Here is a 24,667-nt window from a genome sequence, read left to right as displayed (position 1 = left end):
CGGGGCCCCCGGCCCGCGCCGGCCCCTGCTGCTCACCCGTGGGGGGGCGGACGGGGTGGGGCGGCGGCTCGGCCCGACCCCCCGCTGTTGTGCGCCGGGGCGGCCCCCACCCCGCCCCCCCCCCCTCACTCGTCATGTGCGCCGCCACCGGCCGCCCGGGCTGCCGCCCCCGGCTCCCGCCGGTCCTGAGTCCTGGCCCCGGCCGGTCCTGGGCCCGGCTCCCGGCCGGTCCTGGACTTGGGCTGCCTTGCTCTGGGGCGCCCATCCGGTCGCCGCCTGACCCCGCCCGGCCCCGGGCGCCGGTCGTCGCCCGGGCCCAGGCACCGTTCGTCGCCCGGTCCCGGGCGGCCGGTCGTTGCCCGGGGCGCCCCGCCGGTCCTCGCCGGTCCTCGCCTGGGCCCCGGCGGTCAGCCCTGCTGGCGGGACGGGCGGCGCAGGCGGGCGGACCAGCCCTCGCGACCCGGGAGGTCCATCCACCGCAGGCGGAACGCCGCGCGGCGTTCCGAAATCGTCCAGATCACCCGAACGGCCGAACGTGGCGCGACCGTCGCGCGCAGCCGTCCCAGGCGGCCGGCCGAGCCCCGCAGCCCCGCCAGTACGGCCAGGACGTCCTCGGCCGAACCGGCCGGTTCCAGGGGCTCGGGCGCGTACAGCACCTGCTCCACCGCCCCCGCCACCCGGTGGGCCGCGGCCGCCGCCGTGCCGGTGAGCTTCCCCAGCCGTACGAGGCGTGCCGCGGCCTTGCGCGGCGTCTGCGACTCGTCGGGTTCGATGCCGTGGTCCCAGGCCGTGTCCGTGAGCTCCCGCCACGCGGCCATGACTCTGGCCGTGGCGTCCGCGGGCGTACGGCCACCGGAGGAACCCAGCCGCCGTGCACGGGCCCGAAGTCGCCAGAGCATCGGCAGGAACGGGATCACGAGCACCAGAAGGGCACCCAGCACCCCCAGCACCACGGTTCCCGTGGGCGTCCCCGGATCGGCCGAGTCCAGCGCACCGGGGGCCGCCGACGCACCGCACTCACCCTGGCGGCGCATCTGTGCCGGGCACGATTCCGAGGCGGACGGAGCGGCCGTGGGCGCCGAGGAGGCACCCGCGGAGGGCAGCGCCGGATCGTTCGTGTCGTCCGGGGAAACGTCCTGCCGGGTGTACGAGGGGGTGGTGCCCCGGGACGGGGTCGGCTCGAAGCGGGTCCAGCCCACCCCTTCGAAATAAAGCTCCGGCCAGGCGTGCGCATCACGCAGCCCGACCGACACGGAACCGTCCGCCTGGACCGTGCCGGGTGTGAAGCCCACCGCGACCCGGGCCGGAATGCCCAGCGTCCTGGCCATCGCGGCCATCGTGAACGAGAAGTGGACGCAGAAGCCTTCCTTGTCCTTGAGGAACCGCTCGATCGCCGCCGTGCCGGTCCCCGACGTCACCGTCGTGTCGTAACGGAAACCGCCCCCCGATGCGAACCAGTCCTGGAGCTTGACGGCCTGTTCGTATTCGTTGGCCGCCCCCTTCGTCACCCGTTCGGCGGTCTTCAGGACCACGTCGGGCAGCGAGCCGGGAACCCGGGTGTACTCACGCGCCAGCTCCGAACGCGGAGCCAGCGCCCCGGCGAGCTGGTCGGCCGTCGGCTGAACGAGCAGACTGCTCACCTCGTAGCGGACGCCGCGCGTCGTCTGGCCGTCGTCCCCGACGAGGGTGCGTCCCTCCGGTTCGAACCGCCAGCGACCGTTGATGTCCACCTCGCTCGCCGGATAAGGGAGCGGCAGATACGTCTGCTGGTACGAGCCCGCAGCGGAGATGTTCGTCCGGATCTCCGTGACGGCGACGTCGGAGCCCAGCCCGGCCGGCTGCGGCAACCGGTCGGGCACATCCTTCAGACGGCGGGTCGAAGGCCGCCACTCACTCCCGTTGAACTGATCCAGGGCCTGGATGCGCAGATAAAAGTCTTCGGGGTTCGCCGAGTTGGTGCGGTACGACATCACCTGCCGGTTCTCCGGCTGGTTCAGGTTGTTCTGCAGCGACACCAGCGGGTTGACCGCGGAGATCGTGCCCCCGCCGGTGCCCTTGCCCGTACCGCCGCCCGTGCCGCCCAGCAGCCCGCCGTCCAGGGCGGGCAGCGCCGCAGGCACCACCAGGGCGATGCCCAGCGCCACCGCACCGATGCGACGCCCCGTGCGGACCGGCGCAAGAGGGCCCGAAGGCCCTTCCAGCCCGGCCGCCAGACCGCCCGACGAGCGGGTCGTACCACTGAAGACCCGCCCCCACTGGGACAGCCGGTCACGGCCCTCGGCCAGCAGCAGGAACAGATAGCCGCACGCGGCGAGCAGGAACCAGAGCCAGCCCGCTCCTCCGTCACTGAGCCCCGCCGCGACCGAGTAGAGCGCCAGCAGAGGCAGCCCGGCAGGCGCCGCGGTACGGAAGGTCACCGCGAGAGCATCCACGGCGAGCCCGATCAGCAGCACGCCGCCGATCAGCATCAGCCGGATGCCGTCGGACGCCGGAGCGGGAATGGCGTACCGGCCGACGTCGTCGGCGCCCGCCGTCAGCAGGTCCGCCAGCCGCTGCACGGCCTCCGGCCCGGGCAGCAGACCGAACAGCGCCTGCTCCGAGGCGAACGCCATCGTCAGCAGCAGCAGAGTGACCAGCAACTGCGCGGAGACCGTCAGAACCCGTGCGAGCGGCACCCGGCGGGCGAGCGCACCCACACCGCTCTGGATCCCCAGCAGGAGGGCGGCCTGAAGGAGCCACTTCGCCGTCTCGACCAGCGGCAGCAGAGCCCCCGCCGCCATCAGCGTCGCCACAAAGGCGCACAGCGTCAGCCGCGTACGACTGCTCATGACCATCCCCCAGAGAACCCTGTCGTTCCGCCGGCCGCTGCCGGGTGAGGAGCGGAATCCTGCCGGCCCGCCTGCTGCCACAGCCGGGAGAACTCGGCCCCGGCCGGCACCGCCACCGCGGTCCAGCCCGCCTCGCGCAGCAACCGCAAGCGGTCGTCGGCCGGCGCGGGAGACACCTCGTCCCCGTCCCGCAACCATTCCGAACTGTCCAGCACGAACGCCACAGCGGCGCCGCTGCGTTGCCGCATACGGGCAGCCAACGCCGTCTGCTCCTCGTCCAGATCACCGAAGAACGCCAGCAGCAGACCCTCGTTGCCCCCACGCAGCACGTCGTAGGCGCGGGACAGACCGCCCCCGTCGGAGTGGTCGACGATCGCGAGGGTGTCCATCATCAGCCCCGCCGAGTCCGCGGACCCCTGGGTCGCCCCGGCGAATCCGTCGGAGCCCTCGCCCGGCACGGAACTGCCGTCGTCCGTCAGCAGACGCACGGCGAAGCCGCGCTCCAGCATGTGCACCAGAGAGGAGGCAGCCGCCGACACCGCCCACTCGAAGGCGGAGTTCGGACCCGCTCCCCGGAACGCGATCCGACGGGTGTCCAGCAGAACGGTGCACCTGGCCCGCTGCGGCTGCTCCTCGCGGCGCACCATCAGCTCGCCGTAACGCGCGGTGGAGCGCCAGTGCACCCGCCGCAGATCGTCCCCGTGCCGGTAGCCGCGGGGAATGATGTCGTCCTCACCGGCCAGCGCCAGTGAACGCTGCCGCCCGTCGCCGTACCCGGAGGCCTCGCCCGCCAGCCGCAGCGTCGGCAGGACCTCGGTGCGCGGTATGACGACGAGGGTGTCGTACGCGCTGAAGGAACGGGTCAGCTCGCACATCCCGAACGGGTCGCTGAGCCGCAACTGCAGCGGACCGAGCGGGTAGCGTCCGCGCAGATCGGACCTGACCCGGTAGGACACCTCACGCTTGCCGCCCGCCTCCACCCGGTCGAGTACGAACCGGGGCCGGGGACCCAGCACGTACGGCACCTGGTCCTGGAGCATCAGCAGGCCCGTGGGCAGCCGCGACAGATTGTCCATCCGCAGGTGGACCCGGGCCTCCGAGCCCGTGGGCACCCGGGACGGCGCCAGCCGCCGGCTTCCCGCGACCCGGTAGTGGGTGCGGCAGAGCACGGTCACGCAGACCAGGGGCAGCACCGCCAGCAGCAGCCCGACCCGCAGCAGGTCCCCCTGACCCAGCACATAGGCGCAGACCGCTGCGGCGACACCGGCGGCCAGGAAGGACCGCCCCCGTGTCGTCAGACCGTTCAGAGCCGCACGCAGGCTGCCCTTGTCGTCGCCGTCGTCCACGGGACCGGGAACCCCGGCCGCCATCACAGCCGCCGTGCGCCGGGCTGGCCGTAGACCGGGCGGCCGGGCTGGTGCTGCGGCGCCCCCGGGGTGGCCGCGACCGCACCGGACGTCGGCACGGGGATGCGCTGAAGGATCTCCAGCACGACCTGCTCCGCCGTGCGCCGGTTGAGCTGTGCCTGAGCCGTGGGCAGCAGTCGGTGGGCGAGCACGGCGACCGCGAGGGCCTGGACGTCGTCCGGCAGGGCGTACTCCCGACCGCTGAGGGCCGCGGAGGCCTTCGCCGCACGCAGGAGGTGCAGGGTGGCGCGGGGCGAGGCCCCGAGTCTGAGATCCGGGTGCTGACGGGTGGCCCCGACGAGGTCCACCGCGTACCGGCGCACGGAATCGGCCACGTGGACCGCGCGCACCGCGTCGATCAGCTTCACGATGTCGTGGGCGTGCGCCACCGGCTGCAGGTCGTCCAGCGGTGAGACCCCGCCGTGCACGTCCAGCATCTGGAGCTCGGCCTCCGGGCTGGGGTAGCCGATCGACACCCGGGCCATGAACCGGTCGCGCTGCGCCTCCGGCAGCGGATAGGTGCCTTCCATCTCCACCGGGTTCTGGGTGGCCACCACCATGAACGGGTTGGGCAGTTCGTAGGTCTGGCCGTCGATCGTGACCTGGCGTTCCTCCATCGACTCCAGCAGCGCGGACTGGGTCTTCGGCGACGCCCGGTTGATCTCGTCGCCGATCACGATCTGGGCGAAGATCGCGCCCGGCTTGAACTCGAAGTCCCGTCGCTGCTGATCGAAGATCGACACGCCGGTGATGTCCGAGGGCAGCAGGTCGGGCGTGAACTGGATACGCCGCACCGAGCAGTCGATGGACCGCGCCAGCGCCTTGGCCAGCATCGTCTTGCCGACCCCGGGCACATCCTCGATGAGGAGGTGCCCCTCCGCGAGCAATACGGTCAGCGAAAGCCGTACGACCTCAGGCTTGCCCTCGATCACACTCTCCACCGACCTGCGCACCTGCTCCACTGTGGTGGTCAGATCTGTGAGGCTCGCTCGATCGTCATAGGTCGTCACCCGGCCCTCCTCGGCCCCTTGTGCACGGGCCGGCACGCAAAGCTGCCCGGCCCGCCCCGAAATACGGACACTCCCCGGAAGACCCGGAGAGGTGTCACACCCGCATTCTTGTTGCCGTTACCGCTTCGTGTCACTCGCCTGTGGATAAGTGGGCGCGATATGTCGGGTGTGGCCCGTATGTCGATGGGTGAGCCGGGGCCGGAGGGTCAGGAGGCGGGAAGAATCTCGCGGAGCAGACCGGTCGTCACGTCGAAGACGAACCCCCGGATGTCGTCCGTGTGCAGGAGGAACGGCGAGGTGCGCACGCGCTGCATCGACTGCCGTACGTCCTGGTCCGCGTCCTTGTAGGCCTCCACCGCCCAGACCGGCCGCTGCCCGACCTCGAGCTCCAGCTCCTGCCGGAAGTCCTCGGTGAGCGACTCGAGGCCGCAGTTCGTGTGGTGGATCAGTATGACGCTGCGGGTGCCGAGCGCCCGCTGGCTGATGGTCAGCGACCGGATGACGTCGTCCGTGACCACACCGCCCGCGTTGCGGATGGTGTGGCAGTCGCCGAGCTCCAGGCCGAGCGCCTTGTGGAGGTCGAGGCGGGCGTCCATGCAGGCGACGACGGCGACGTGGAGCACCGGTCGCGCGTCCATGCCGGGGTCGCTGAACTGGTCCGCATAACGGGTGTTCGCTTCGACCAGCCGGTCGGTGACCGTACCGCCCGAACGGGCCGTCCCTGTCGTGGAAGCGATGGGATCGGCGGAAGACTGCGCGGAAGTCGACATGGATACGACGTTAGCTGTCACGGTCGCCGTCGGCGTGCTGTGGAAGGGGACAAAGAACGTCAACGAGGCTTGTTGTGAGGTAATCCACAGACCTCACGGTCCTGCACCCGCACGGGTGAGTCCCGGGTCCGCAGAGGGCGGTGCGACGCGCTGTCCGGTTCGTTGATCGTGAATCGATCGAATGGCAGGGTGGACTAAAGTGACGCGAAGTTACCGACACGCCTGCACATTCTGCATATTTCAGCACGTTTCGAATTCCCCGTGATGTGCGGCGTACATGCGGCCCGGCCCTCTCCCGCTCGCCGGTCGGCCGACGCCCCTTCCCCGGCGCCGGCGGACCTCCCCTTCCGAGCGGGCGGGGACCAGACCGCACGTGCGGCCACACGGGACTGAGCCTGAGAGGGCGCATTGAGCCAGACCCGACATGTCCCGGTGATGCTCCAGCGGTGCCTGGACCTGTTGGCCCCGGCTCTGGAGGTGGCAGGACCGCAGCCACCGGTGGTCGTGGACTGCACCCTCGGGCTCGGCGGGCACAGCGAGGCCCTGCTCGCCGCCTTCCCGGCGGTCCGGCTGATCGCGCTGGACCGCGACAAGGAGGCGCTGCGGCTCTCCGGCGAGCGCCTCGCCCCGTACGGCGACCGGGCCACGCTGGTCCACGCCGTCTACGACGAGCTGCCCGAGGTGCTCGACCGGCTCGGCGTTCCCAAGGTCCAGGGCGTGCTGTTCGACCTCGGCGTCTCCTCCATGCAACTGGACGAGGCGGACCGAGGGTTCGCCTACGCCCAGGACGCCCCGCTCGACATGCGCATGGACCAGACGACGGGCATCGGCGCGGCAGAGGTGCTCAACACCTACGCGCCGGGCGAGCTCGTACGGATCCTCCGCGCGTACGGGGAGGAGAAGCAGGCCAAGCGGATCGTCTCCGCCGTCGTACGCGAACGCGAGAAGGAACCCTTCACCAACAGCGCCCGCCTCGTGGAGCTCATCCGCGACTCGCTGCCCCAGGCCGCCAAGCGCACCGGAGGCAATCCGGCCAAGCGCACCTTCCAGGCACTGCGCATCGAGGTCAACGGGGAGCTCACCGTCCTGGAGCGAGCCGTTCCGGCCGCTGTGGGGAGCCTCGCGGTGGACGGCCGCATCGCCGTCCTCTCGTACCACTCGCTGGAGGACCGGCTGGTCAAGCAGGTCTTCGCGGCCGGCGCGGCCAACACGGCGCCGCCCGGTCTGCCCGTCGTACCCGAGCGCTACCAGCCCCGGCTGAAGCTGCTGACCCGCGGCGCGGAGCTGCCCACCGAGGAGGAGGTCGCCGAGAACCGGCGGGCCGCCCCCGCCCGGTTGCGCGGCGCCCAGCGGATCCGCGCGGAGGAGCGATGAGGGAGCACCACAGGACCGAGGAGACACCGGGGAAGGCGGGGGAACCGAGGTGACCAAGGCGGCCGAGCAGTTGAAGGGGCGGGTGGGAAGGCTCGCCCGGCTGATGCCGTCGGGCCCGAGCAAGGCGGCCCGTACCCCCTTCGTTCTGCTGGTCGTGCTGCTCCTCACCGGTGGCCTGATCTCGCTGCTCCTGCTGAACTCGGCGCTCAACGAAGGATCGTTCAGGCTGAGCAAGCTGAAGCGGGAGACCACCGATCTCACCGACGAGCAGCAGGCCCTGCAGCGCGACGTCGACAGCTACTCGGAGCCGGACGCGCTCGAACGGCGCGCCCGGGAACTCGGGATGGTGCCCGGCGGCAGCCCCGCGTTCCTGAACCCGGACGGCACCATCCGCGGCGTTCCCGAGCGCGTCACCGCTGCGCCGTCCCCCGCCTCGGTCCCGAAACCGGACGCGAGCCCGTCGGGCAGCGCCGGCCGGCCCCGGGCGACCGCCTCGCCGTCGGGGTCCGTACCCCCGTCCGCCTCCGGCTCCGCGGCCACCCCGGCGCCGTCCGCGACTCCCACGACTTTGCCCCCGACGAGCTCCGGCAGGTGACGCAGTGCCGTCCAAGGAACCGCCGCGCCGCCGTGTGCCCGGCCCCGCGCGCCCCCGTAACGCGGCAGGCGGAAGCGGCCGCCCCCGGCCCTCCGCCCGTCCCGGGGCCGGGCGCCCGCGTCCGCCGTCGCGGCGCCCGCGGGGAACGGCGTCGCGCGGCGGCTCCCCGCAGTCCATCCGTCTGGGCAGCCCGCGCCCACGGCTGCGCCTGATCAGCCTCTGCCTGACGCTCGTCATGCTGGCGTTCGTCGTCCGGCTGCTCCAGGTGCAGGCGGTCGACGCCGGCACGTACTCGGCCAAGGCGGAGAAGAACCGCTATCTCGAGTACACGATCGCCGCCGAGCGCGGTGAGATCACCGACCGCAGTGGCATCGCCCTGGCGACCAGCGTCGACGCGCACGACATCACGGCCGATCCCAAGTTGTTCACCCCCGAGGACAGCAAGGCCCCCGACGCGCCGCAGCAGGCGGCGGCCCTGCTCGCCCCGGTCCTCGGCAAGGACGTCGCGGAGCTGACGAAGAAGCTCTCGGCCCCGAAGAGCCGCTACACCGTGCTGGCCCGCAGGCAGACCCCCCAGGTCTGGAAGCAGATCAAGGACCTCAAGTCCGTGTTCGCCGAGAAGGCGGCGAAGGACAGGGCCGACGGCGGCACGGGAGCGAACGTACTCGCCGGAGTCCTCCAGGAGCCCACCACCAGGCGGGTCTACCCGAACGGCGATCTCGCCGCCGGGATACTGGGATTCGTCAACGCCGAGGGCAAGGGCGGCGGCGGACTGGAAGCCCAGCTGAACGACCGGCTCGAAGGCGAGAACGGCAAGATCCGGTACGCCCAGGCCGGCGGCCGGCCCGTACCGACCGCGGGTACCAAGGAGATCCCGGCCGTCGCGGGCACCGACATCGAGCTGACGATCGACCGCGACATCCAGTGGGCCGCCCAGCGGGCCATCGCCGACCAGGTGAAGAAGTCCAAGGCCGACCGCGGCTACGTGATCGTCCAGAACACGCGGACCGGCGAGGTGCTGGCCATGGCCAACGCCCCCGGCTACGACCCGAACGACCTCTCGCAGGTCAACTCGGCGGCCCTCGGGAACGCGGCGCTCCAGGACGTGTACGAGCCCGGCTCCACCAGCAAGGTCATGTCCATGGCCGCGGTACTGGAGGAGGGCGCCGCGACGCCCGGTACCCACGTCACCGTCCCCAACCGCCTGCACCGGGGGGACCGGCTGTTCAGGGACGACATCGACCACCCCACCTGGTACCTCACGCTCAACGGCGTACTCGCCAAGTCGAGCAACATCGGCACGATCCTGGCCACCGGACAGCTCGGCAGGACGCAGACCGAGGCCAACAAGGTCCTCCACTCGTACCTGCGCAAATTCGGCATCGGCAGCACCACGGGGCTGGACTACCCGGGCGAGTCGCCCGGCATCCTCGCCAAACCGCAGGACTGGTCCACCTCGCAGCAGTACACGATCCCGTTCGGCCAGGGCCTCTCGCTCAACGCCATGCAGGCGGCGTCGGTGTACCAGGCCATCGCCAACGGAGGGGTCAGGATCGAACCGACCCTCGTCCGCGGGACCAAGGGCGCGGACGGCCGCTACACCGCGGGAACCGCGCCCGAACGGACCCGGGTGGTCAGCGAGAAGACGGCGAAGACCCTGGCGAACATGCTCGAGTCCGTGGTCGACGACCGGGAAGGAACCGGGTCGAAGGCCCACATCCCGGGCTATCGGGTCGCGGGCAAGACCGGTACGGCCAACCGTGTGGATCCCGTGCGTGGCATCTACAAGGGCTACACGGCGTCCTTCGCGGGCTTCGCCCCCGCCGACGACCCGCAGATCACCGTCTACTGCGCCATCCAGAACCCCACCAAGGGCAGCTACTTCGGCGGCCAGATCTGCGGCCCGATCTACAAGAAAGTCATGGAGTTCGCGCTGAAGACGCTCCAGACCGCACCGTCCGGCAGCGGTCCCGCCAGGCTGCCGGTGTCCTTCAAGCCCGGCGAGTGACTCGGAATCTCCTCAGTGACGACGACCATCCCGGATCCCCCGAACCGGAACGAGAAGTACCGCAAACCCGGGCCCTCGCTTCGCGAGAGGCCGGGTCCGCCCGGTACGCTCACCGCCGTGCCCCACGCCGATCAGTTCCAAACCACTCAGAAGGACGCGCCTGTGAACTATCCGGGAGCGCCCCGACCGGACCGGCTCCGGCCGACTTCCCTCGGAGAGCTGGCAGCCCGGCTCGGCGCAGGACCGCAGGACTCCGGTGAGGTCACCGGTATCACCCACGACTCGCGGGCCGTGCGCCCCGGGGACGTGTACGCGGCCCTGCCCGGCGCCCGCTTCCACGGCGCCGACTTCGCCGCCCAGGCCGCAGGCCTCGGCGCGGCCGCGATCCTCACCGACCCGGCAGGTGCCGAGCGCGCCACCGCCACCGGCATCCCCGTCCTGGTGACCGAGGACCCGCGCGGCCGGATGGGCGACATCGCCGCCGAGATCTACGGCCGGCCCGGCGTCGGTCTCCTCCAGATCGGCATCACCGGAACATCCGGCAAGACCACCACGGCCTACCTGGTCGAGGGGGGTCTGCGCGGCGCCGGACGCAGTACGGGCCTCATCGGCACGGTCGAGATGCGGATCGGCGACGAGCGCATCAAGTCGGAGCGCACCACCCCGGAAGCCACCGATCTCCAGGCGCTGTTCGCCGTCATGCGCGAACGCGGTGTCGACGCGGTCGCCATGGAGGTCTCCAGCCACGCCCTGGTGCTCGGGCGGGTCGACGGCTGCGTCTTCGACGTGGCCGTGTTCAACAACCTCAGCCCGGAGCACATGGAGTTCCACTCCGGGATGGAGGACTACTTCCAGGCCAAGGCGGGGCTGTTCACTCCGCAGCGCAGCAAGCTCGGCGTGGTCAACTTCGACGACGAGTACGGCCGCAGGCTGGTCACGGAGGCGACCGTCCCCGTCGTCACCTTCTCGGCCGAGGGCCACCCGGACGCGGACTGGCGTGCCAAGGACGTCGAAGTCGGTCCGCAGAGCAGCACCTTCACCGTGATCGGCCCCAAGGGTGAGCAGATCACCGCGAAAGCCCCGCTGCCCGGCCCGTTCAACGTAGCCAACTCCCTCGCCGCGATCGTCACCCTGGCCGTCGCGGGCGTCGACCCGCAGATCGCCGCCGACGGTGTCGCGGCGGTCCCCGGTGTCCCGGGGCGGCTGGAACGCGTCGACGCCGGACAGCCGTACCTCGCGGTCGTCGACTACGCGCACAAGACCGACGCCGTCGAATCCGTCCTGCGCTCCCTGCAGAAGGTCACCGAGGGCAGGGTGCACATCGTGCTCGGCTGCGGCGGCGACCGTGACACGACGAAGCGCGGCCCGATGGGTGCCGCGGCGGCCCGGCTCGCCGACACCGCCGTGCTGACCTCCGACAACCCGCGCTCCGAGGACCCTCTGGCCATCCTCGCCGCGATGCTCTCGGGCGCCGCCGAGGTGCCCGTCCACGAACGCGGCGACGTCCTCGTCGACGCGGACCGCGCCGCCGCCATCGCCGCGGCGGTGGCCCGCGCCGAACCCGGCGACACCGTACTGGTGGCCGGAAAGGGACACGAGCAGGGACAGGACATCCACGGAGTGGTACGCCCCTTCGACGACCGCCAGGTCCTGCGCGAGGCCATCGAGCGCTCCATGGGACGCGCGGGCGCCGCACACACCCACGAGAACAACAGTCAGGGATGACCAAGTGATCGCCCTTTCACTCGCCGAGATCGCCGAAATCGTCGGCGGGCAGCCGCACGACATACCGGACCGGACCCTCACCGTCACCGGCCCCGTCGTCATCGACTCCCGAGAGGTGGAGGAGGGCTCCCTGTTCGCCGCGTTCGCCGGCGAGCGGGTCGACGGGCACGACTACGCGCAGCGCGCCGTCGAAGCGGGCGCCGCAGCCGTGCTCGCCGCCCGCCCCGTCGGTGTCCCGGCGATCGTCGTCGACGACGTCGTCTCGGCGCTCGGCACGCTCGCCCGCGCGGTCGTCGAGCGCCTCGGGACGACCGTCGTGGCGCTCACCGGCTCGGCCGGAAAGACCTCCACCAAGGACCTGATCGCCCAGCTCCTCGAGCACAAGGCACCCACGGTCTGGACCCTCGGCTCGTTCAACAACGAGATCGGACTGCCGCTCACCGCGCTGCGCTCCACCGCCGAGACCCGCCACCTCGTCGTGGAGATGGGCGCCCGCGGGATCGGCCACATCCGTTACCTCGCCGGCCTCACCCCGCCGAGGATCGGCCTGGTCCTCAACGTGGGAACCGCCCACCTCGGCGAGTTCGGCAGCCGGGAGGCGATCGCCCAGGCCAAGGGCGAGCTCGTGGAGGTCCTCCCCGAGGACGGAGTCGCCGTGCTCAACGCCGACGATCCGCTCGTGCGGGCCATGTCCGCCCGTACAAAAGCGCGGGTGATCCTCTTCGGAGAGGCCCCGGATGCGGACGTACGGGGAGAGAACGTCCGGCTCACGGACGACGGCCGCCCCGCTTTCGCGCTCCACACACCCACCGGGTGCAGCGACGTGACCTTGCGCCTGTACGGTGAGCACCACGTGTCGAACGCGCTCGCCGCGGCCGCCGTCGCCCATGAGTTGGGCATGTCCGTGACTGAGATCGCCGAGGCGCTCTCCGGGGCGGGCACCCTCTCCCGCTGGCGCATGGAGGTCACCGAGCGTCCGGACGGTGTGACGGTCGTCAATGACGCCTACAACGCGAACCCCGAATCCATGAGAGCCGCACTGCGTGCGCTGGCTGCCATGGGCAGAGCCTCACGGGCAGGAGGGGGACGTACGTGGGCGGTGCTCGGTCAGATGGCCGAGCTCGGCGAGGCGTCGCTCGCCGAGCACGACGCTGTCGGACGGCTTGCCGTCCGGCTCAACGTCAGCAAGCTCGTCGCTGTCGGAGGAAGAGAAGCCTCCTGGCTGCAACTGGGCGCATATAACGAGGGTTCGTGGGGTGAGGAGTCGGTGCACGTGTCCGACGCACAGGCGGCCGTCGACCTGTTGCGCAGTGAACTGCGCCCGGGAGACGTCGTGCTGGTGAAGGCGTCCCGGTCGGTCGGCCTGGAGAAGGTCGCCCTGGCACTGCTGGAGAACGCGACCGAGGGCGAGGTCGCCGTCCGATGAGGCAGATCCTCTTCGCAGGGGCCATAGGGCTCTTCCTGACCCTGGTCGGCACTCCGCTGCTGATCAAGCTCCTGGCCCGCAAGGGCTACGGGCAGTTCATCCGGGACGACGGCCCGCGGTCCCACGGCAGTAAACAGGGCACGCCCACCATGGGTGGTATCGCCTTCATCCTGGCGACGATCATCGCGTACGTCCTGGCGAAGGTGATCACCGGCGAGGAGATGCGCTTCTCCGGCGTCCTCGTCCTGTTCCTGATGGCGGGGATGGGCCTCGTCGGCTTCCTCGACGACTACATCAAGATCGTCAAGCAGCGATCGCTGGGTCTGCGGGCCAAGGCGAAGATGGCCGGCCAGCTGATCGTCGGCATCTCCTTCGCGGTGCTCTCCCTGCAGTTCGCCGACATCCGCGGCAACACCCCGGCATCCACCAAGCTCTCGTTCGTCGAGGACTTCGGCTGGTCCATCGGACCGGTGCTGTTCTGTGTCTGGGCGCTGTTCATGATTCTCGCCATGTCCAACGGCGTGAACCTGACGGACGGCCTCGACGGCCTGGCCACCGGCGCCTCGGTGATGGTCTTCGGCGCCTACACCTTCATCGGGCTGTGGCAGTTCCAGGAGTCCTGCGCCAACGCGAACACCCTGACCAACCCAGAAGCGTGCTTCGAGGTACGCGACCCACTCGACCTCGCGGTCGTCGCCTCGGCACTCATGGGCGCCTGCTTCGGCTTCCTGTGGTGGAACACCTCGCCCGCGAAGATCTTCATGGGCGACACCGGTTCGCTCGCCCTCGGCGGCGCGCTCGCGGGCCTCGCGATCTGCTCCCGCACCGAGTTCCTGCTCGCCATCCTCGGCGGCCTCTTCGTGATGATCACGATGTCCGTGGTCATCCAGGTCGGCTCGTTCAAGATGACCGGCAAGCGGGTCTTCCGGATGGCACCGCTCCAGCACCACTTCGAACTCAAGGGGTGGTCCGAAGTCCTTGTCGTGGTCCGCTTCTGGATCATCCAGGGCATGTGCGTGATCGTCGGACTCGGCCTCTTCTACGCAGGATGGGCAGCCAAGAAGTGAGCAACGCGGACTGGCAGGGCAAGCACGTCACCGTCGCAGGACTGGGCGTCAGCGGTATCCCCGCCGCCCGCGCCCTGCACGAGCGCGGGGCGCTGGTCACCGTCGTCAACGACGGCGACGACGAGCGCTCCCGCGCCCAGGCCGCGGAACTGGAGGCGCTCGGCATCACCGTGCGCCTCGGCGACGGGGCCACCCTGCCCGAGTCCACCGAGCTCATCGTCACGGCCCCCGGCTGGAAGCCCGACAAGCCGCTCTTCCTGGCAGCCGCCGAGGCGGACGTCCCCGTCTGGGGCGACGTCGAACTCGCCTGGCGGCTGCGGGGGCCCGACGCCGCACCCTGGCTCGCGGTCACCGGAACCAACGGCAAGACCACGACCGTGCGGATGCTCGCCTCGATCCTGGAGGCGGCCGGGCTGCGTACCGCCGCGGTCGGCAACATCGGCGTCTCGCTCCTGGACGCGGTCCTCGGCGAGGAGACGTACGACGTGCTCGCCGTCGAACTCTCCAGCTACCAGCTCCACTGGTCGCCCTCCCTGCGCGCCCACTCCGCGGCCGTGCTCAACCTGGCCCCGGACCACCTCGACTGGCACGGCTCCATGTCCGGCTACGCCGCCGACAAGGGCCGGATCTACGAGGGCAACACCGTCGCCTGCGTCTACAACGCACAGGACGGCGCCACCGAGGACCTCGTGCGCGAGGCCGACGTGGAGGAGGGCTGCCGGGCGATCGGCTTCACCCTCGGAACGCCGGGTCCCTCGCAGCTCGGCGTGGTGGACGGCATCCTCGTCGACCGGGCCTTCGTGGCGAACCGCCAGAAGCAGGCGCAGGAGCTCGCCGAGGTCTCCGACGTCAACCCGCCGGCCCCGCACAACATCGCCAACGCCCTGGCCGCCGCGGCCCTCGCCCGCGCCTTCGGCGTGGAGCCGGCCGCCGTACGCGACGGCCTGCGGGCCTTCCGCCCCGACGCCCACCGCATCGAGCACATCGCGGACGTCGACGAGGTCGCCTACATCGACGACTCCAAGGCGACCAACACCCACGCCGCGGAGGCCTCACTCGCCGCCTACGACCCGATCGTCTGGATCGCCGGCGGCCTCGCCAAGGGCGCCACCTTCGACGAGTTGGTGACCGGGGCCGCCAAGCGCCTGAGGGGCGTCGTACTGATGGGCGCCGACCGGGCGCTGATCCGCGAAGCCCTGGCGCGACACGCCCCCGAGGTACCGGTCGTCGACCTCGAGCGGACCGACACTGGGGCGATGTCCGAAGCGGTCCGGGAAGCGGCACGTCTCGCCCGGCCGGGCGACACCGTACTGCTGGCACCGGCCTGCGCCTCGATGGACATGTTCGTCAACTACAACAAGCGGGGCGAGGCGTTCGCGGACGCGGTCCGCCGACTCGTCGCCGAGAGCGCCTGACAGGACCGGCCTCCGCGTCGTACCGTCCCGGAGTCCCGGGGCACGAGCGGCACCGCCGCAGGCCCCGGCGCCCCGGCGACAGCCCCGGGCACGAGCAGTGGAGGGGACAGCGACAATGCCGGCCCACGAGAGCCCAGCCCCGCGCGGAGCGGACCGCTCCCGGGTGACCGCCGCCATCAGCCGGGCGTTCGGCCCGCCCCTGATCGCCCAGCCGGCCGTCGGTGGCCCCGGGCTGCCCTCCGGACTCGCGCAGCCCCCCGGACTCGCGCTGCGCAGCCGGCCGGCTGTCGGCTCCCGGCGGCCCGCCGTGCCCCGCGGCGGCGGCACCGGATCGGGCACGGGGTCCCGGCCGCCCCGCTTCGCCGCCGTGCGGCGGATGTACGAGCAGGCGCGGAGGGCCTGGGACCGCCCCCTGACCGCGTACTACCTGATCCTCGGCTCCAGCCTGCTGATCACGGTCCTCGGGCTCGTCATGGTCTATTCCGCCTCCATGATCAAGGCGCTCGAGCTCGCCAAACCCGGTACGTACTTCTTCCGGAAGCAGTTCCTCGCCGCCGTCATCGGGGCCGGGCTGCTGCTGATGGCCTCCAGGATGCCCGTCAAACTGCACAGGGCCCTGGCCTACCCGCTCCTCATGGGATCCGTCTTCCTGATGGTGCTCGTGCAGGTTCCGGGGATAGGGATGTCGGTCAACGGCAACCAGAACTGGCTCTACCTGGGCGGTCCCTTCCAGCTCCAGCCCAGTGAGTTCGGCAAACTCGCCCTCGTTCTGTGGGGCGCCGACCTGATCGCCCGCAAACAGGACAAACGGCTCCTGACGCAGTGGAAGCACATGCTGGTGCCGCTCGTCCCCGTCGCCTTCATGCTGCTCGGGCTGATCATGCTCGGCGGCGACATGGGAACTGCGATCATTCTCACCGCGATCCTGTTCGGCCTGCTCTGGCTGGCAGGTGCTCCGACCCGGCTCTTCGCCGGGGTGCTCGCCTTCGCCGGGCTCATCGGCTTCGTCCTGATCAAGACCAGCCCCAACCGGATGTCACGGCTCGGCTGCATCGGTGCCTCCGAGCCGGGTCCCGGCGACTCCTGCTGGCAGGCGGTGCACGGAATCTATGCCCTGGCCTCCGGCGGATGGTTCGGTTCCGGGCTGGGTGCGAGTGTGGAAAAATGGGGCCAACTCCCCGAACCGCACACGGACTTCATCTTCGCCATCACCGGGGAGGAACTGGGTCTGGCGGGGACGCTGTCGGTGCTCGCCCTGTTCGCGGCCCTAGGCTATGCGGGTATCCGCGTGGCCGGACACACGGAGGACCCCTTCGTGAGGTACGCAGCGGGAGGCGTGACCACCTGGATCACGGCGCAGGCCGTGATCAACATCGGTGCGGTGCTCGGCCTGTTGCCGATCGCCGGTGTCCCGCTGCCGCTGTTCTCCTACGGAGGTTCGGCCCTGCTGCCGACCATGTTCGCTGTCGGGTTGCTGATCGCGTTCGCGCGAGAGGAACCCGCCGCGAAAGCGGCCCTGGCCATGCGGAGGCCCGGGGTGAGATGGAAGACGATGAGACGGCGCGTCACGAAGCGTCCGTCCGGAGAGCGGTGAATTTCGGTGCATGTCGTACTCGCCGGTGGGGGGACCGCCGGCCACATCGAGCCCGCGCTTGCCCTCGCAGACGCCCTGCGCAGGCAGGACCCGACCGTGGGAATCACTGCCCTCGGCACGGAACGCGGACTCGAGACCAGGCTCGTACCCGAGCGGGGGTACGAGCTGGCACTGATCCCTGCCGTGCCGCTGCCGCGCAAGCCCACGCCTGAGCTGATCACCGTCCCGGGGCGGCTGCGCGGCACCATCAAGGCGGCCGAGCAGATCCTGGAACGCACCAAGGCGGACTGCGTGGTCGGCTTCGGCGGCTACGTCGCCCTGCCCGGCTACCTCGCCGCCAAGCGGGCAGGGGTGCCGATCGTCGTCCACGAGGCCAATGCCCGGCCGGGCCTGGCCAACAAGATCGGTTCGCGCTACGCGCACGGGGTCGCCGTCTCCACCCCCGACAGCAAGCTGCGTGGTGCCCGCTACATCGGCATCCCGCTGCGGCGCACCATCGCCACCCTCGACCGCGCCCGGGTCCGCCCCGAGGCGCGTGCGGCCTTCGGCCTCGACCCCAACCTGCCGACGCTGCTGGTCTCCGGCGGCTCGCAGGGCGCGCGCCACCTCAACGAGGTGGTCCAGCGGGTCGCGCCGCTGCTCCAGCGGTCCGGAATCCAGATCCTGCATGTGGTCGGCCCGAAGAACGAATTGCCGCGCATCGACAACATGCCCGGGATGCCGCCCTACATCCCGGTACCGTACGTGGACCGGATGGACCTCGCGTACGCCGCGGCCGACATGATGCTCTGCCGCGCGGGCGCGATGACCGTCGCCGAACTCTCCGCCGTCGGGCTGCCCGCCGCCTACGTACCGCTGCCGATCGGCAACGGCGAACAGCGGCTCAACGCCCAGCCGGTGGTCAACGCGGGCGGCGGCCTCCTGGTGGACGACGCGCTGCTCACCCCGGAGTGGGTGCAGGGCAACGTCCTTCCGGTGCTGTCGGATCCGCACCGGTTGTACGAGATGTCCCGTGCCGCCGCGGAGTTCGGGCGAAGGGACGCCGACGACCTGCTCGTCGGCATGGTGTACGAGGCGATTGCCGCACGCCGCAAGGCGTGAGGCGGTGCGGACCCGGGGCGTGTGCCCCGGGTCCGGTGAAGGAGCGAGCGTGGCCGGACCGACGACCGCCCAGCGCGGCGCAGCCAAGCGTGCCGACACTCCGGCCCGCCCGCCGCACATCCGCCCCGAGGGGCGGCGGCTGACCGGCCGTACGCGACTGGTCCTGGCCGCGGTTGTCGCGGCGCTGATCGCGGCAGGCGGAATCTGGGTGCTCTACGGCTCGTCCTGGCTGCGCCTGGAACAGGTGACGACCACCGGTACGGACGTCCTGACGCGGGCCGAGGTGGAAGCCGCCGCGGCTGCCCCGGTCGGCGCTCCGCTGATTTCCGTGGACACCGACGCCATGGCGGACAGGTTGCGCCAGAAGTTGCCTCGTATCGACTCGGTGGATGTCGTACGGTCATGGCCACACGGCATCGGACTTAAAGTGACCGAACGGAAGCCGGTTCTGTTGGTGGAAAAGGGCGCAAAGTTCATTGAAGTGGACGCGAAAGGCGTGCGCTTCGCAACTGTGGACGAAGCGCCGCGACATGTGCCCCTGCTGGAACTGGAATCCGACCGGTCGCCGAGCCTGCGCCGCTTCGGCAGTGACCGTCTGTTGCGGGAGGCGGTCCGGGTCGCGGGCGGCCTGCCGGCGCATCTGGCCGGGGAGACGAAGGCCGTACGGATCTCGTCGTACGACTCCGTCGTCCTGGAACTGACCCGGGGGCGCACGGTGATGTGGGGCAGCGGCGAAGAAGGGCCCGTGAAGGCGCGGGTCCTCACCGCGCTCATGAAAGCGGCGCCCAAAGCGGGGCACTTCGACGTGAGTGCACCCACCGCACCGGCCGCATCGAAGAGTTGACGCACATTTGGCCTGGCCAGCACCCTGGTTGGTCATCGCTACGGGTGATCACATAGGGTGAAAAGAAAAACGGGAGGTTCGGCGTGTTCGTTGAACGTGCGCCACTTGTCGACTTAGTGTCCTGTTCGGAAGAGTCCATGAAGCAGACACACTGGTAACCCTAAACTTCAACGTTAGGGTTTGGGTCGGCGTTCGGACCGTCCCAATCGGCATCCGTCGTCGCGGCGGGACTACCGCGAAGCGACGACACGTAACTCGAGGCGAGAGGCCTTCGACGTGGCAGCACCGCAGAACTACCTCGCAGTCATCAAGGTCATCGGTGTCGGCGGCGGTGGTGTCAATGCCATCAACCGAATGATCGAGGTCGGTCTCAAGGGCGTCGAGTTCATCGCGATCAACACCGATGCGCAAGCACTGTTGATGAGCGACGCCGACGTCAAGCTCGACGTCGGCCGTGAACTCACCCGTGGCCTCGGCGCCGGGGCGAACCCGGCAGTCGGTCGTAAGGCGGCAGAGGACCACCGTGAGGAGATCGAGGAGGTCCTCAAGGGGGCTGACATGGTCTTCGTCACCGCCGGAGAAGGCGGCGGCACCGGCACCGGCGGCGCACCCGTCGTGGCCAACATCGCCCGCTCGCTGGGCGCCCTGACGATCGGTGTGGTCACCCGCCCGTTCACGTTCGAGGGCCGGCGGCGCGCGAACCAGGCGGAGGACGGCATCGCCGAGCTCCGCGAAGAGGTCGACACCCTCATCGTCATTCCCAACGACCGACTGCTGTCCATCTCGGACCGCCAGGTCAGCGTGCTCGACGCGTTCAAGTCGGCCGACCAGGTGCTGCTCTCGGGCGTCCAGGGCATCACCGACCTCATCACCACCCCGGGTCTGATCAACCTCGACTTCGCCGACGTCAAGTCGGTCATGTCCGAGGCCGGGTCGGCACTCATGGGTATCGGATCGGCACGCGGCGACGACCGCGCGGTGGCCGCCGCGGAGATGGCGATCTCCTCGCCGCTCCTCGAGGCCTCCATCGACGGCGCGCGCGGTGTCCTGCTCTCCATCTCCGGCGGCAGCGACCTCGGTCTCTTCGAGATCAACGAGGCCGCGCAGCTGGTGAGCGAGGCGGCCCACCCGGAGGCCAACATCATCTTCGGTGCGGTCATCGACGACGCGCTGGGCGACGAGGTGCGGGTCACCGTGATCGCCGCGGGCTTCGACGGCGGACAGCCGCCGACCCGTCGCGAGACGGTCCTCGGAGCGGGTGCCGGAAAGCGTGAGGAGTCGGCGCCGCCGGCCAGGGCCACCGAACCGGTGCGCCAGACGGGCGGACTGGGCTCGGTTCCCTCGCGCGAGGAGACCCAGGCACCGGTCGAGCCGGTACCGGTGGCGAACGAGAGCTCCCTGCCGCCGGTCTCCCCGCCGCACGTACCGACGGCCCGTCCGTACCAGGACACCCAGGCCGAAGAGCTGGATGTACCGGACTTCCTGAAGTGATAGGTCCGCACCACGCGGTGAAGACCGCGGTGTCTTCGACGGGCGGCGCCCACTTCGCCTTCACCGACAGGTGGGGCGGAGTGAGCGCCGCTCCGTACGAGGAGCTCAACCTCGGCGGTGCGGTCGGCGACGACCCCGCCGCCGTCGTCGCGAACCGCGAACGCGCCGCCCGTTCCCTCGGTCTGGACCCGGCGCAGGTCGTCTGGATGAACCAGGTCCACGGCCGCGAGGTGGCCGTCGTCGACGGGCCCTGGGGCGACGCCGGCGAAATTCCGGCGGTGGACGCGGTGGTGACCGCGCGGCGCGGGCTTCCGCTCGCGGTGCTCACCGCCGACTGCACCCCCGTACTGCTCGCCGATCCGGCCGCCGGTGTCATCGCCGCGGTCCATGCGGGCAGGCCCGGTCTGGTCGCGGGCGTCGTGCCCGCCGCCGTCGAGGCGATGGCCGCTCTCGGCGCCGAACCGTCCCGGATCGTCGCCCGCACCGGCCCGGCCGTCTGCGGGCGGTGCTACGAGGTCCCGGCTCAGATGCGCGCCGAGGTCGCGCAGGCCGTTCCCGCCTCCTGGTCGGAGACCGGCTGGGGGACGCCGGCGGTGGACGTCACCGCGGGAGTCCACGCCCAGCTCGACGCCCTCGGCGTGAGCGACCGCCACAGTTCGCCGCACTGCACCCTGGAATCCGGCGACCACTTCTCCTACCGCCGCGACCGCACCACCGGGCGGCTCGCCGGATATGTCTGGTTGGACTGATAGGACATGAAGGATCGCAGGTCTCAACTCGCGGCAAACCTGGCACAGGTGGAGGAACGCATTGTTTCCGCCTGTGCCGCTGCAGGCCGCAAGCGGGAGGAAGTGACCCTGATCGTGGTCACGAAGACCTACCCCGCGAGCGATGTGCGGATCCTGCACGAACTCGGTGTGCGACAGGTCGCCGAGAACCGTGATCAGGACGCGGCGCCGAAAGCTGCCGCTTGTGCGGATCTGTCGCTCACATGGCACTTTGTCGGGCAGTTGCAGACGAACAAGGTTCGTTCCGTGGCCGGTTATGCCGATGTGGTGCAGTCGGTGGACCGGGTCAAACTGGTCGGCGCCCTGTCGGCGGCGGCGGTGAAGGGCGACCGAGAGCTCGGCTGCCTCATCCAGGTCGCCCTGGACGCGGAGAGCGGCGAACGCGGTGACCGGGGCGGTGTGGCCCCCGACGCGATCGAGGAGTTGGCCGCCGCGGTGGACGCGGCACCGGGGCTCCGGCTGGAAGGTCTCATGACCGTCGCCCCGCTCGCCGGGCCGTACGCGGGCAGGCAGCGGGCCGCGTTCGACCGGCTGATGGAATTCTCATCCCGCCTGCGCGGGAACCATCCGGCTGCGAACATGGTCTCTGCAGGGATGAGTGCGGATCTCGAGGACGCGGTGGCGGCCGGAGCGACACATGTACGCGTCGGTACGGCGGTACTCGGAGTCCGACCCCGGCTCGGGTAACGTCGCGAAGCAAGTCGGACCACAGCAGAAAATATGGTCATTCCCGCTCTGAGCGGGCAGGCCGGAGTGGATCTCGGGCACTTGGTGACACGAATGCCGATCCACCACAGAGCGGAGGACTCGGAGCATGGCCGGCGCGATGCGCAAGATGGCGGTCTACCTCGGCCTCGTGGAGGACGATGGGTACGACGGTCCGGGGTTCGACCCCGACGACGAATTCGAACCCGAACCGGAGCCCGAGCGGGACCGGCGGCGGCACCAGCCCGCGCATCAGGTGGAGCGGGAACGGGACGAACCGGTACGAGTGGTACAGCCGCCCGCGCAACGCGAGCCGGTTCAGCTCCAGGCGGAAAGCGGACGACCCGCCCGAATCGCCCCCGTGGCATCCATCACACCTGACCGCCCGAACATGGAGAAGAACGCACCGGTGATCATGCCCAAGGTCGTGTCCGAGCGGGAGCCCTACCGCATCACCACGCTGCACCCCAGGACCTACAACGAGGCCCGTACCATCGGGGAACACTTCCGTGAGGGCACTCCGGTGATCATGAACCTCACGGAGATGGACGACACGGACGCGAAGCGACTTGTCGACTTTGCCGCGGGCCTCGTCTTCGGACTCCATGGCAGCATTGAAAGGGTGACGCAGAAGGTGTTCCTGTTGTCGCCTGCTAACGTCGATGTCACGGCGGAGGACAAGGCCCGCATCGCAGAGGGCGGGTTCTTCAACCAGAGCTGAGAACACGAACAGGGATCAACCGGCCTTCAGGCCGGTGACCGGCCGGGAGGCCGGAGCTACGAAAGCCAGGGGAGAGGGAAGCGCGGGACATGGGCGTCGCACTGGATGTTGTCTATATCGCGCTGATGTGTTTCCTCATCGTGCTGATCTTCCGGCTGGTCATGGACTATGTCTTCCAGTTCGCACGTTCATGGCACCCAGGCAAGGCGATGGTGGTCGTTCTCGAGGGCACTTACACTGTCACCGATCCACCGCTGAAGCTTCTGAAGCGGTTCATACCACCGTTGCGTCTCGGGGGCGTGGCACTTGACCTGTCCTTCTTCGTTCTGATGATCATCGTCTACATCCTGCTCAGCATCGTGGGCAAGCTTGCGAGCAGCGTGTGAACGATACGGTCTTGCCGACTGCCGACGACTACGTAGAGGTGAAGAAGAGATGCCGCTGACCCCCGAGGACGTGCGGAACAAGCAGTTCACGACCGTCCGCCTCCGAGAAGGCTATGACGAGGACGAGGTCGATGCCTTCCTCGACGAGGTCGAATCGGAACTGACTCGTCTGCTCCGTGAGAACGAGGACCTGCGCGCCAAGCTGGCCGCGGCCACGCGTGCCGCTGCGCAGAACCAGCAGCAGCAGGGCATGCGCAAGCCGCCGGAGCAGCAGGACCGCCCCGGTTCCCCCGTACCCGCCGCCATATCTGGCCCGCCGGTGCAGCAGCAGCCCCCGCAGATGGGTCCCCCCCAGCTGTCCGGTGGTGCTCCGCAGCTGCCTGCCGGTCCCAGTGGCCATGGCCCCCAGGGTGGCCACGGTCCGCAGGGCCAGCACGGCCCCGGCCCGATGCAGGGCGGCCCGATGGGCGGCCCCATGGGTGGCCACCCCCAGCAGCAGCAGATGCAGCAGATGCAGCAGATGCAGCCGCCGCAGATGCAGCAGCAGCAGGGCCCCGGTGGCGACAGTGCCGCCCGTGTCCTCTCCCTTGCTCAGCAGACCGCGGACCAGGCGATCGCGGAGGCCCGTTCCGAGGCCAACAAGATCGTCGGCGAGGCACGCAGCCGCGCCGAGGGCCTGGAGCGGGACGCACGTGCCAAGGCGGACGCGCTGGAGCGGGACGCGCAGGAGAAGCACCGCGTGGCCATGGGCTCCCTCGAGTCGGCCCGCGCGACGCTTGAGCGCAAGGTCGAGGACCTGCGCGGCTTCGAGCGCGAGTACCGGACCCGTCTGAAGTCGTACCTGGAGAGCCAGCTGCGCCAGCTGGAGACCCAGGCCGACGACTCGCTGGCTCCGCCGCGCACCCCGGCAGCCGCTTCGCTTCCGCCGTCGGCCTCGCTGGCCCCGGCCGGCGCCGGTGCCATGGGTCACACCATGGGCGGCAACCACGGTGGGCACGGCAACCAGCAGATGGGCAACCCGTCCATGGGCGGCCCCTCGTACGGCGGCCAGCAGCAGATGTCGCCCGCGATGACGCAGCCGATGGCTCCGGTCCGCCCGCAGGCGCCGCAGCCGATGCAGCAGGCACCGTCGCCGATGCGCGGGTTCCTGATCGACGAGGACGACAACTGAGCGGTACGCGCTCGCTGAGCGCGTAGCCGTCGGCAGGCTGAGGGCCGGGCCCCGGGATTCTTCCCGGGGCCCGGCCCTTTGTCGTGGCCGCGGGGCGTGCGGGCGCTGCGCGGGGCTTGTCCCCTGCCCGCCCCTGCCCGCCCCTTCCCGTACCCGGGGGCTCGGCCCCGGACCCCCGCTCCTCGATCGCCGGAGGGGCTCGAGGAGCGGGCAAGGGGACAGGAAAGGGCCCGGCCGGAGGG

20 protein-coding genes are annotated in these 24,667 nt (G+C 70.5%); 16 read left to right on the top strand and 4 right to left on the bottom strand.

What is annotated here, in order from left to right; genetic code table 11:
* Positions 1–407: 407 nt before the first annotated feature.
* The 4 genes from ACFW9O_RS16035 to ACFW9O_RS16020 all read right to left on the bottom strand — a co-directional run bounded on the left by ACFW9O_RS16035 (position 408) and on the right by ACFW9O_RS16020 (position 6,014).
* Positions 408–2,828 (bottom strand): transglutaminaseTgpA domain-containing protein, encoded by a 2,421-nt coding sequence (locus ACFW9O_RS16035; protein WP_384609702.1) that lies wholly within the window; start codon positions 2,826–2,828, stop codon positions 408–410.
* Entirely contained in the window at positions 2,825–4,198 is a 1,374-nt protein-coding gene (locus tag ACFW9O_RS16030) for a DUF58 domain-containing protein (RefSeq protein ID WP_384609699.1), read from the bottom strand. The genes ACFW9O_RS16035 and ACFW9O_RS16030 overlap by 4 nt, the downstream gene beginning before the upstream one ends.
* Entirely contained in the window at positions 4,198–5,244 is a 1,047-nt protein-coding gene (locus ACFW9O_RS16025; protein WP_384609696.1) for an AAA family ATPase, read from the bottom strand. Before ACFW9O_RS16025 ends, ACFW9O_RS16030 begins: the two co-directional genes overlap by 1 nt.
* Before the next feature lie 206 nt (positions 5,245–5,450).
* Positions 5,451–6,014: a beta-class carbonic anhydrase gene (locus ACFW9O_RS16020; RefSeq protein WP_384609693.1), complete on the bottom strand. Its 564-nt coding sequence runs from the start codon at positions 6,012–6,014 to the stop codon at positions 5,451–5,453.
* 408 nt (positions 6,015–6,422) lie between these two features.
* Between ACFW9O_RS16020 and rsmH the strand changes: the two genes are divergently transcribed.
* The 16 genes from rsmH to ACFW9O_RS15940 all read left to right on the top strand — a co-directional run bounded on the left by rsmH (position 6,423) and on the right by ACFW9O_RS15940 (position 24,425).
* Positions 6,423–7,388: a 16S rRNA (cytosine(1402)-N(4))-methyltransferase RsmH gene (rsmH, locus tag ACFW9O_RS16015; RefSeq protein ID WP_384609691.1), complete on the top strand. Its 966-nt coding sequence runs from the start codon at positions 6,423–6,425 to the stop codon at positions 7,386–7,388.
* A gap of 49 nt (positions 7,389–7,437) precedes the next feature.
* Positions 7,438–7,983, top strand: a complete 546-nt coding sequence (locus tag ACFW9O_RS16010) for a cell division protein FtsL (protein WP_384609688.1) — start codon at positions 7,438–7,440, stop codon at positions 7,981–7,983.
* A gap of 4 nt (positions 7,984–7,987) precedes the next feature.
* The gene (locus ACFW9O_RS16005; RefSeq protein WP_384609685.1) at positions 7,988–9,991 is read left to right on the top strand and encodes a peptidoglycan D,D-transpeptidase FtsI family protein; all 2,004 of its coding nucleotides are present in this window, start codon (positions 7,988–7,990) and stop codon (positions 9,989–9,991) included.
* 162 nt (positions 9,992–10,153) lie between these two features.
* Positions 10,154–11,716 carry a UDP-N-acetylmuramoyl-L-alanyl-D-glutamate--2,6-diaminopimelate ligase gene (locus ACFW9O_RS16000; protein ID WP_384609682.1) on the top strand — a complete coding sequence of 521 codons (1,563 nt, stop codon included), beginning with the start codon at positions 10,154–10,156 and terminating at the stop codon, positions 11,714–11,716.
* A gap of 4 nt (positions 11,717–11,720) precedes the next feature.
* Entirely contained in the window at positions 11,721–13,142 is a 1,422-nt protein-coding gene (murF, locus tag ACFW9O_RS15995) for a UDP-N-acetylmuramoyl-tripeptide--D-alanyl-D-alanine ligase (protein ID WP_351176453.1), read from the top strand.
* Positions 13,139–14,209 (top strand): phospho-N-acetylmuramoyl-pentapeptide-transferase, encoded by a 1,071-nt coding sequence (mraY, locus tag ACFW9O_RS15990; RefSeq protein ID WP_329212005.1) that lies wholly within the window; start codon positions 13,139–13,141, stop codon positions 14,207–14,209. Before murF ends, mraY begins: the two co-directional genes overlap by 4 nt.
* On the top strand, positions 14,191–15,624 hold the full coding sequence (murD, locus tag ACFW9O_RS15985) for a UDP-N-acetylmuramoyl-L-alanine--D-glutamate ligase (RefSeq protein ID WP_384609678.1): 1,434 nt from the start codon (positions 14,191–14,193) through the stop codon (positions 15,622–15,624). The genes mraY and murD overlap by 19 nt, the downstream gene beginning before the upstream one ends.
* Before the next feature lie 115 nt (positions 15,625–15,739).
* The gene (ftsW, locus tag ACFW9O_RS15980; RefSeq protein WP_384609675.1) at positions 15,740–17,218 is read left to right on the top strand and encodes a putative lipid II flippase FtsW; all 1,479 of its coding nucleotides are present in this window, start codon (positions 15,740–15,742) and stop codon (positions 17,216–17,218) included.
* Positions 17,219–17,224: 6 nt separating this feature from the next.
* Complete coding sequence (gene murG, locus ACFW9O_RS15975; protein ID WP_351176462.1) at positions 17,225–18,319, top strand: undecaprenyldiphospho-muramoylpentapeptide beta-N-acetylglucosaminyltransferase; 1,095 nt, start codon at positions 17,225–17,227, stop codon at positions 18,317–18,319.
* A 49-nt stretch (positions 18,320–18,368) separates the two neighbouring features.
* Positions 18,369–19,163: a cell division protein FtsQ/DivIB gene (locus tag ACFW9O_RS15970; RefSeq protein WP_384609672.1), complete on the top strand. Its 795-nt coding sequence runs from the start codon at positions 18,369–18,371 to the stop codon at positions 19,161–19,163.
* Between the two features lie 276 nt (positions 19,164–19,439).
* A complete protein-coding gene (gene ftsZ / locus ACFW9O_RS15965; protein WP_351176468.1) occupies positions 19,440–20,654 on the top strand; it encodes a cell division protein FtsZ in 1,215 nt (404 codons plus the stop codon).
* Positions 20,655–20,671: 17 nt separating this feature from the next.
* A complete protein-coding gene (gene pgeF, locus ACFW9O_RS15960) occupies positions 20,672–21,403 on the top strand; it encodes a peptidoglycan editing factor PgeF (RefSeq protein ID WP_351176471.1) in 732 nt (243 codons plus the stop codon).
* Between the two features lie 6 nt (positions 21,404–21,409).
* Positions 21,410–22,129: a YggS family pyridoxal phosphate-dependent enzyme gene (locus tag ACFW9O_RS15955; RefSeq protein ID WP_384609668.1), complete on the top strand. Its 720-nt coding sequence runs from the start codon at positions 21,410–21,412 to the stop codon at positions 22,127–22,129.
* 127 nt (positions 22,130–22,256) lie between these two features.
* The gene (locus ACFW9O_RS15950) at positions 22,257–22,868 is read left to right on the top strand and encodes a cell division protein SepF (protein WP_384609665.1); all 612 of its coding nucleotides are present in this window, start codon (positions 22,257–22,259) and stop codon (positions 22,866–22,868) included.
* Positions 22,869–22,957: 89 nt separating this feature from the next.
* Positions 22,958–23,254 carry a YggT family protein gene (locus ACFW9O_RS15945; RefSeq protein WP_329212022.1) on the top strand — a complete coding sequence of 99 codons (297 nt, stop codon included), beginning with the start codon at positions 22,958–22,960 and terminating at the stop codon, positions 23,252–23,254.
* Positions 23,255–23,303: 49 nt separating this feature from the next.
* Complete coding sequence (locus ACFW9O_RS15940) at positions 23,304–24,425, top strand: DivIVA domain-containing protein (RefSeq protein ID WP_384609661.1); 1,122 nt, start codon at positions 23,304–23,306, stop codon at positions 24,423–24,425.
* Positions 24,426–24,667: the final 242 nt, after the last annotated feature.

The organism is Streptomyces sp. NPDC059499, from assembly GCF_042749285.1.
In the GTDB taxonomy this organism is placed as follows: Bacteria; Actinomycetota; Actinomycetes; order Streptomycetales; family Streptomycetaceae; genus Streptomyces.
Note: the sequence above shows the minus strand (reverse complement) of the source record. Positions and strands in the feature narration are given on the sequence as shown.

Excerpts from the sequence above, each read along its gene's own strand:
- ACFW9O_RS16035 (WP_384609702.1), bottom strand. The coding sequence starts at position 2,828 with ATGAGCAGTCGTACGCGGCTGACGCTGTGCGCCTTTGTGGCGACGCTG.
- ACFW9O_RS16030 (WP_384609699.1), bottom strand. The coding sequence starts at position 4,198 with ATGGCGGCCGGGGTTCCCGGTCCCGTGGACGACGGCGACGACAAGGGC.
- ACFW9O_RS16020 (WP_384609693.1), bottom strand. The coding sequence starts at position 6,014 with ATGTCGACTTCCGCGCAGTCTTCCGCCGATCCCATCGCTTCCACGACA.
- mraY (WP_329212005.1), top strand. The coding sequence starts at position 13,139 with ATGAGGCAGATCCTCTTCGCAGGGGCCATAGGGCTCTTCCTGACCCTG.
- murD (WP_384609678.1), top strand. The coding sequence starts at position 14,191 with ATGGGCAGCCAAGAAGTGAGCAACGCGGACTGGCAGGGCAAGCACGTC.
- ftsW (WP_384609675.1), top strand. The coding sequence starts at position 15,740 with ATGCCGGCCCACGAGAGCCCAGCCCCGCGCGGAGCGGACCGCTCCCGG.
- ACFW9O_RS15955 (WP_384609668.1), top strand. The coding sequence starts at position 21,410 with ATGAAGGATCGCAGGTCTCAACTCGCGGCAAACCTGGCACAGGTGGAG.
- ACFW9O_RS15950 (WP_384609665.1), top strand. The coding sequence starts at position 22,257 with ATGGCCGGCGCGATGCGCAAGATGGCGGTCTACCTCGGCCTCGTGGAG.
- ACFW9O_RS15945 (WP_329212022.1), top strand. The coding sequence starts at position 22,958 with ATGGGCGTCGCACTGGATGTTGTCTATATCGCGCTGATGTGTTTCCTC.
- ACFW9O_RS15940 (WP_384609661.1), top strand. The coding sequence starts at position 23,304 with ATGCCGCTGACCCCCGAGGACGTGCGGAACAAGCAGTTCACGACCGTC.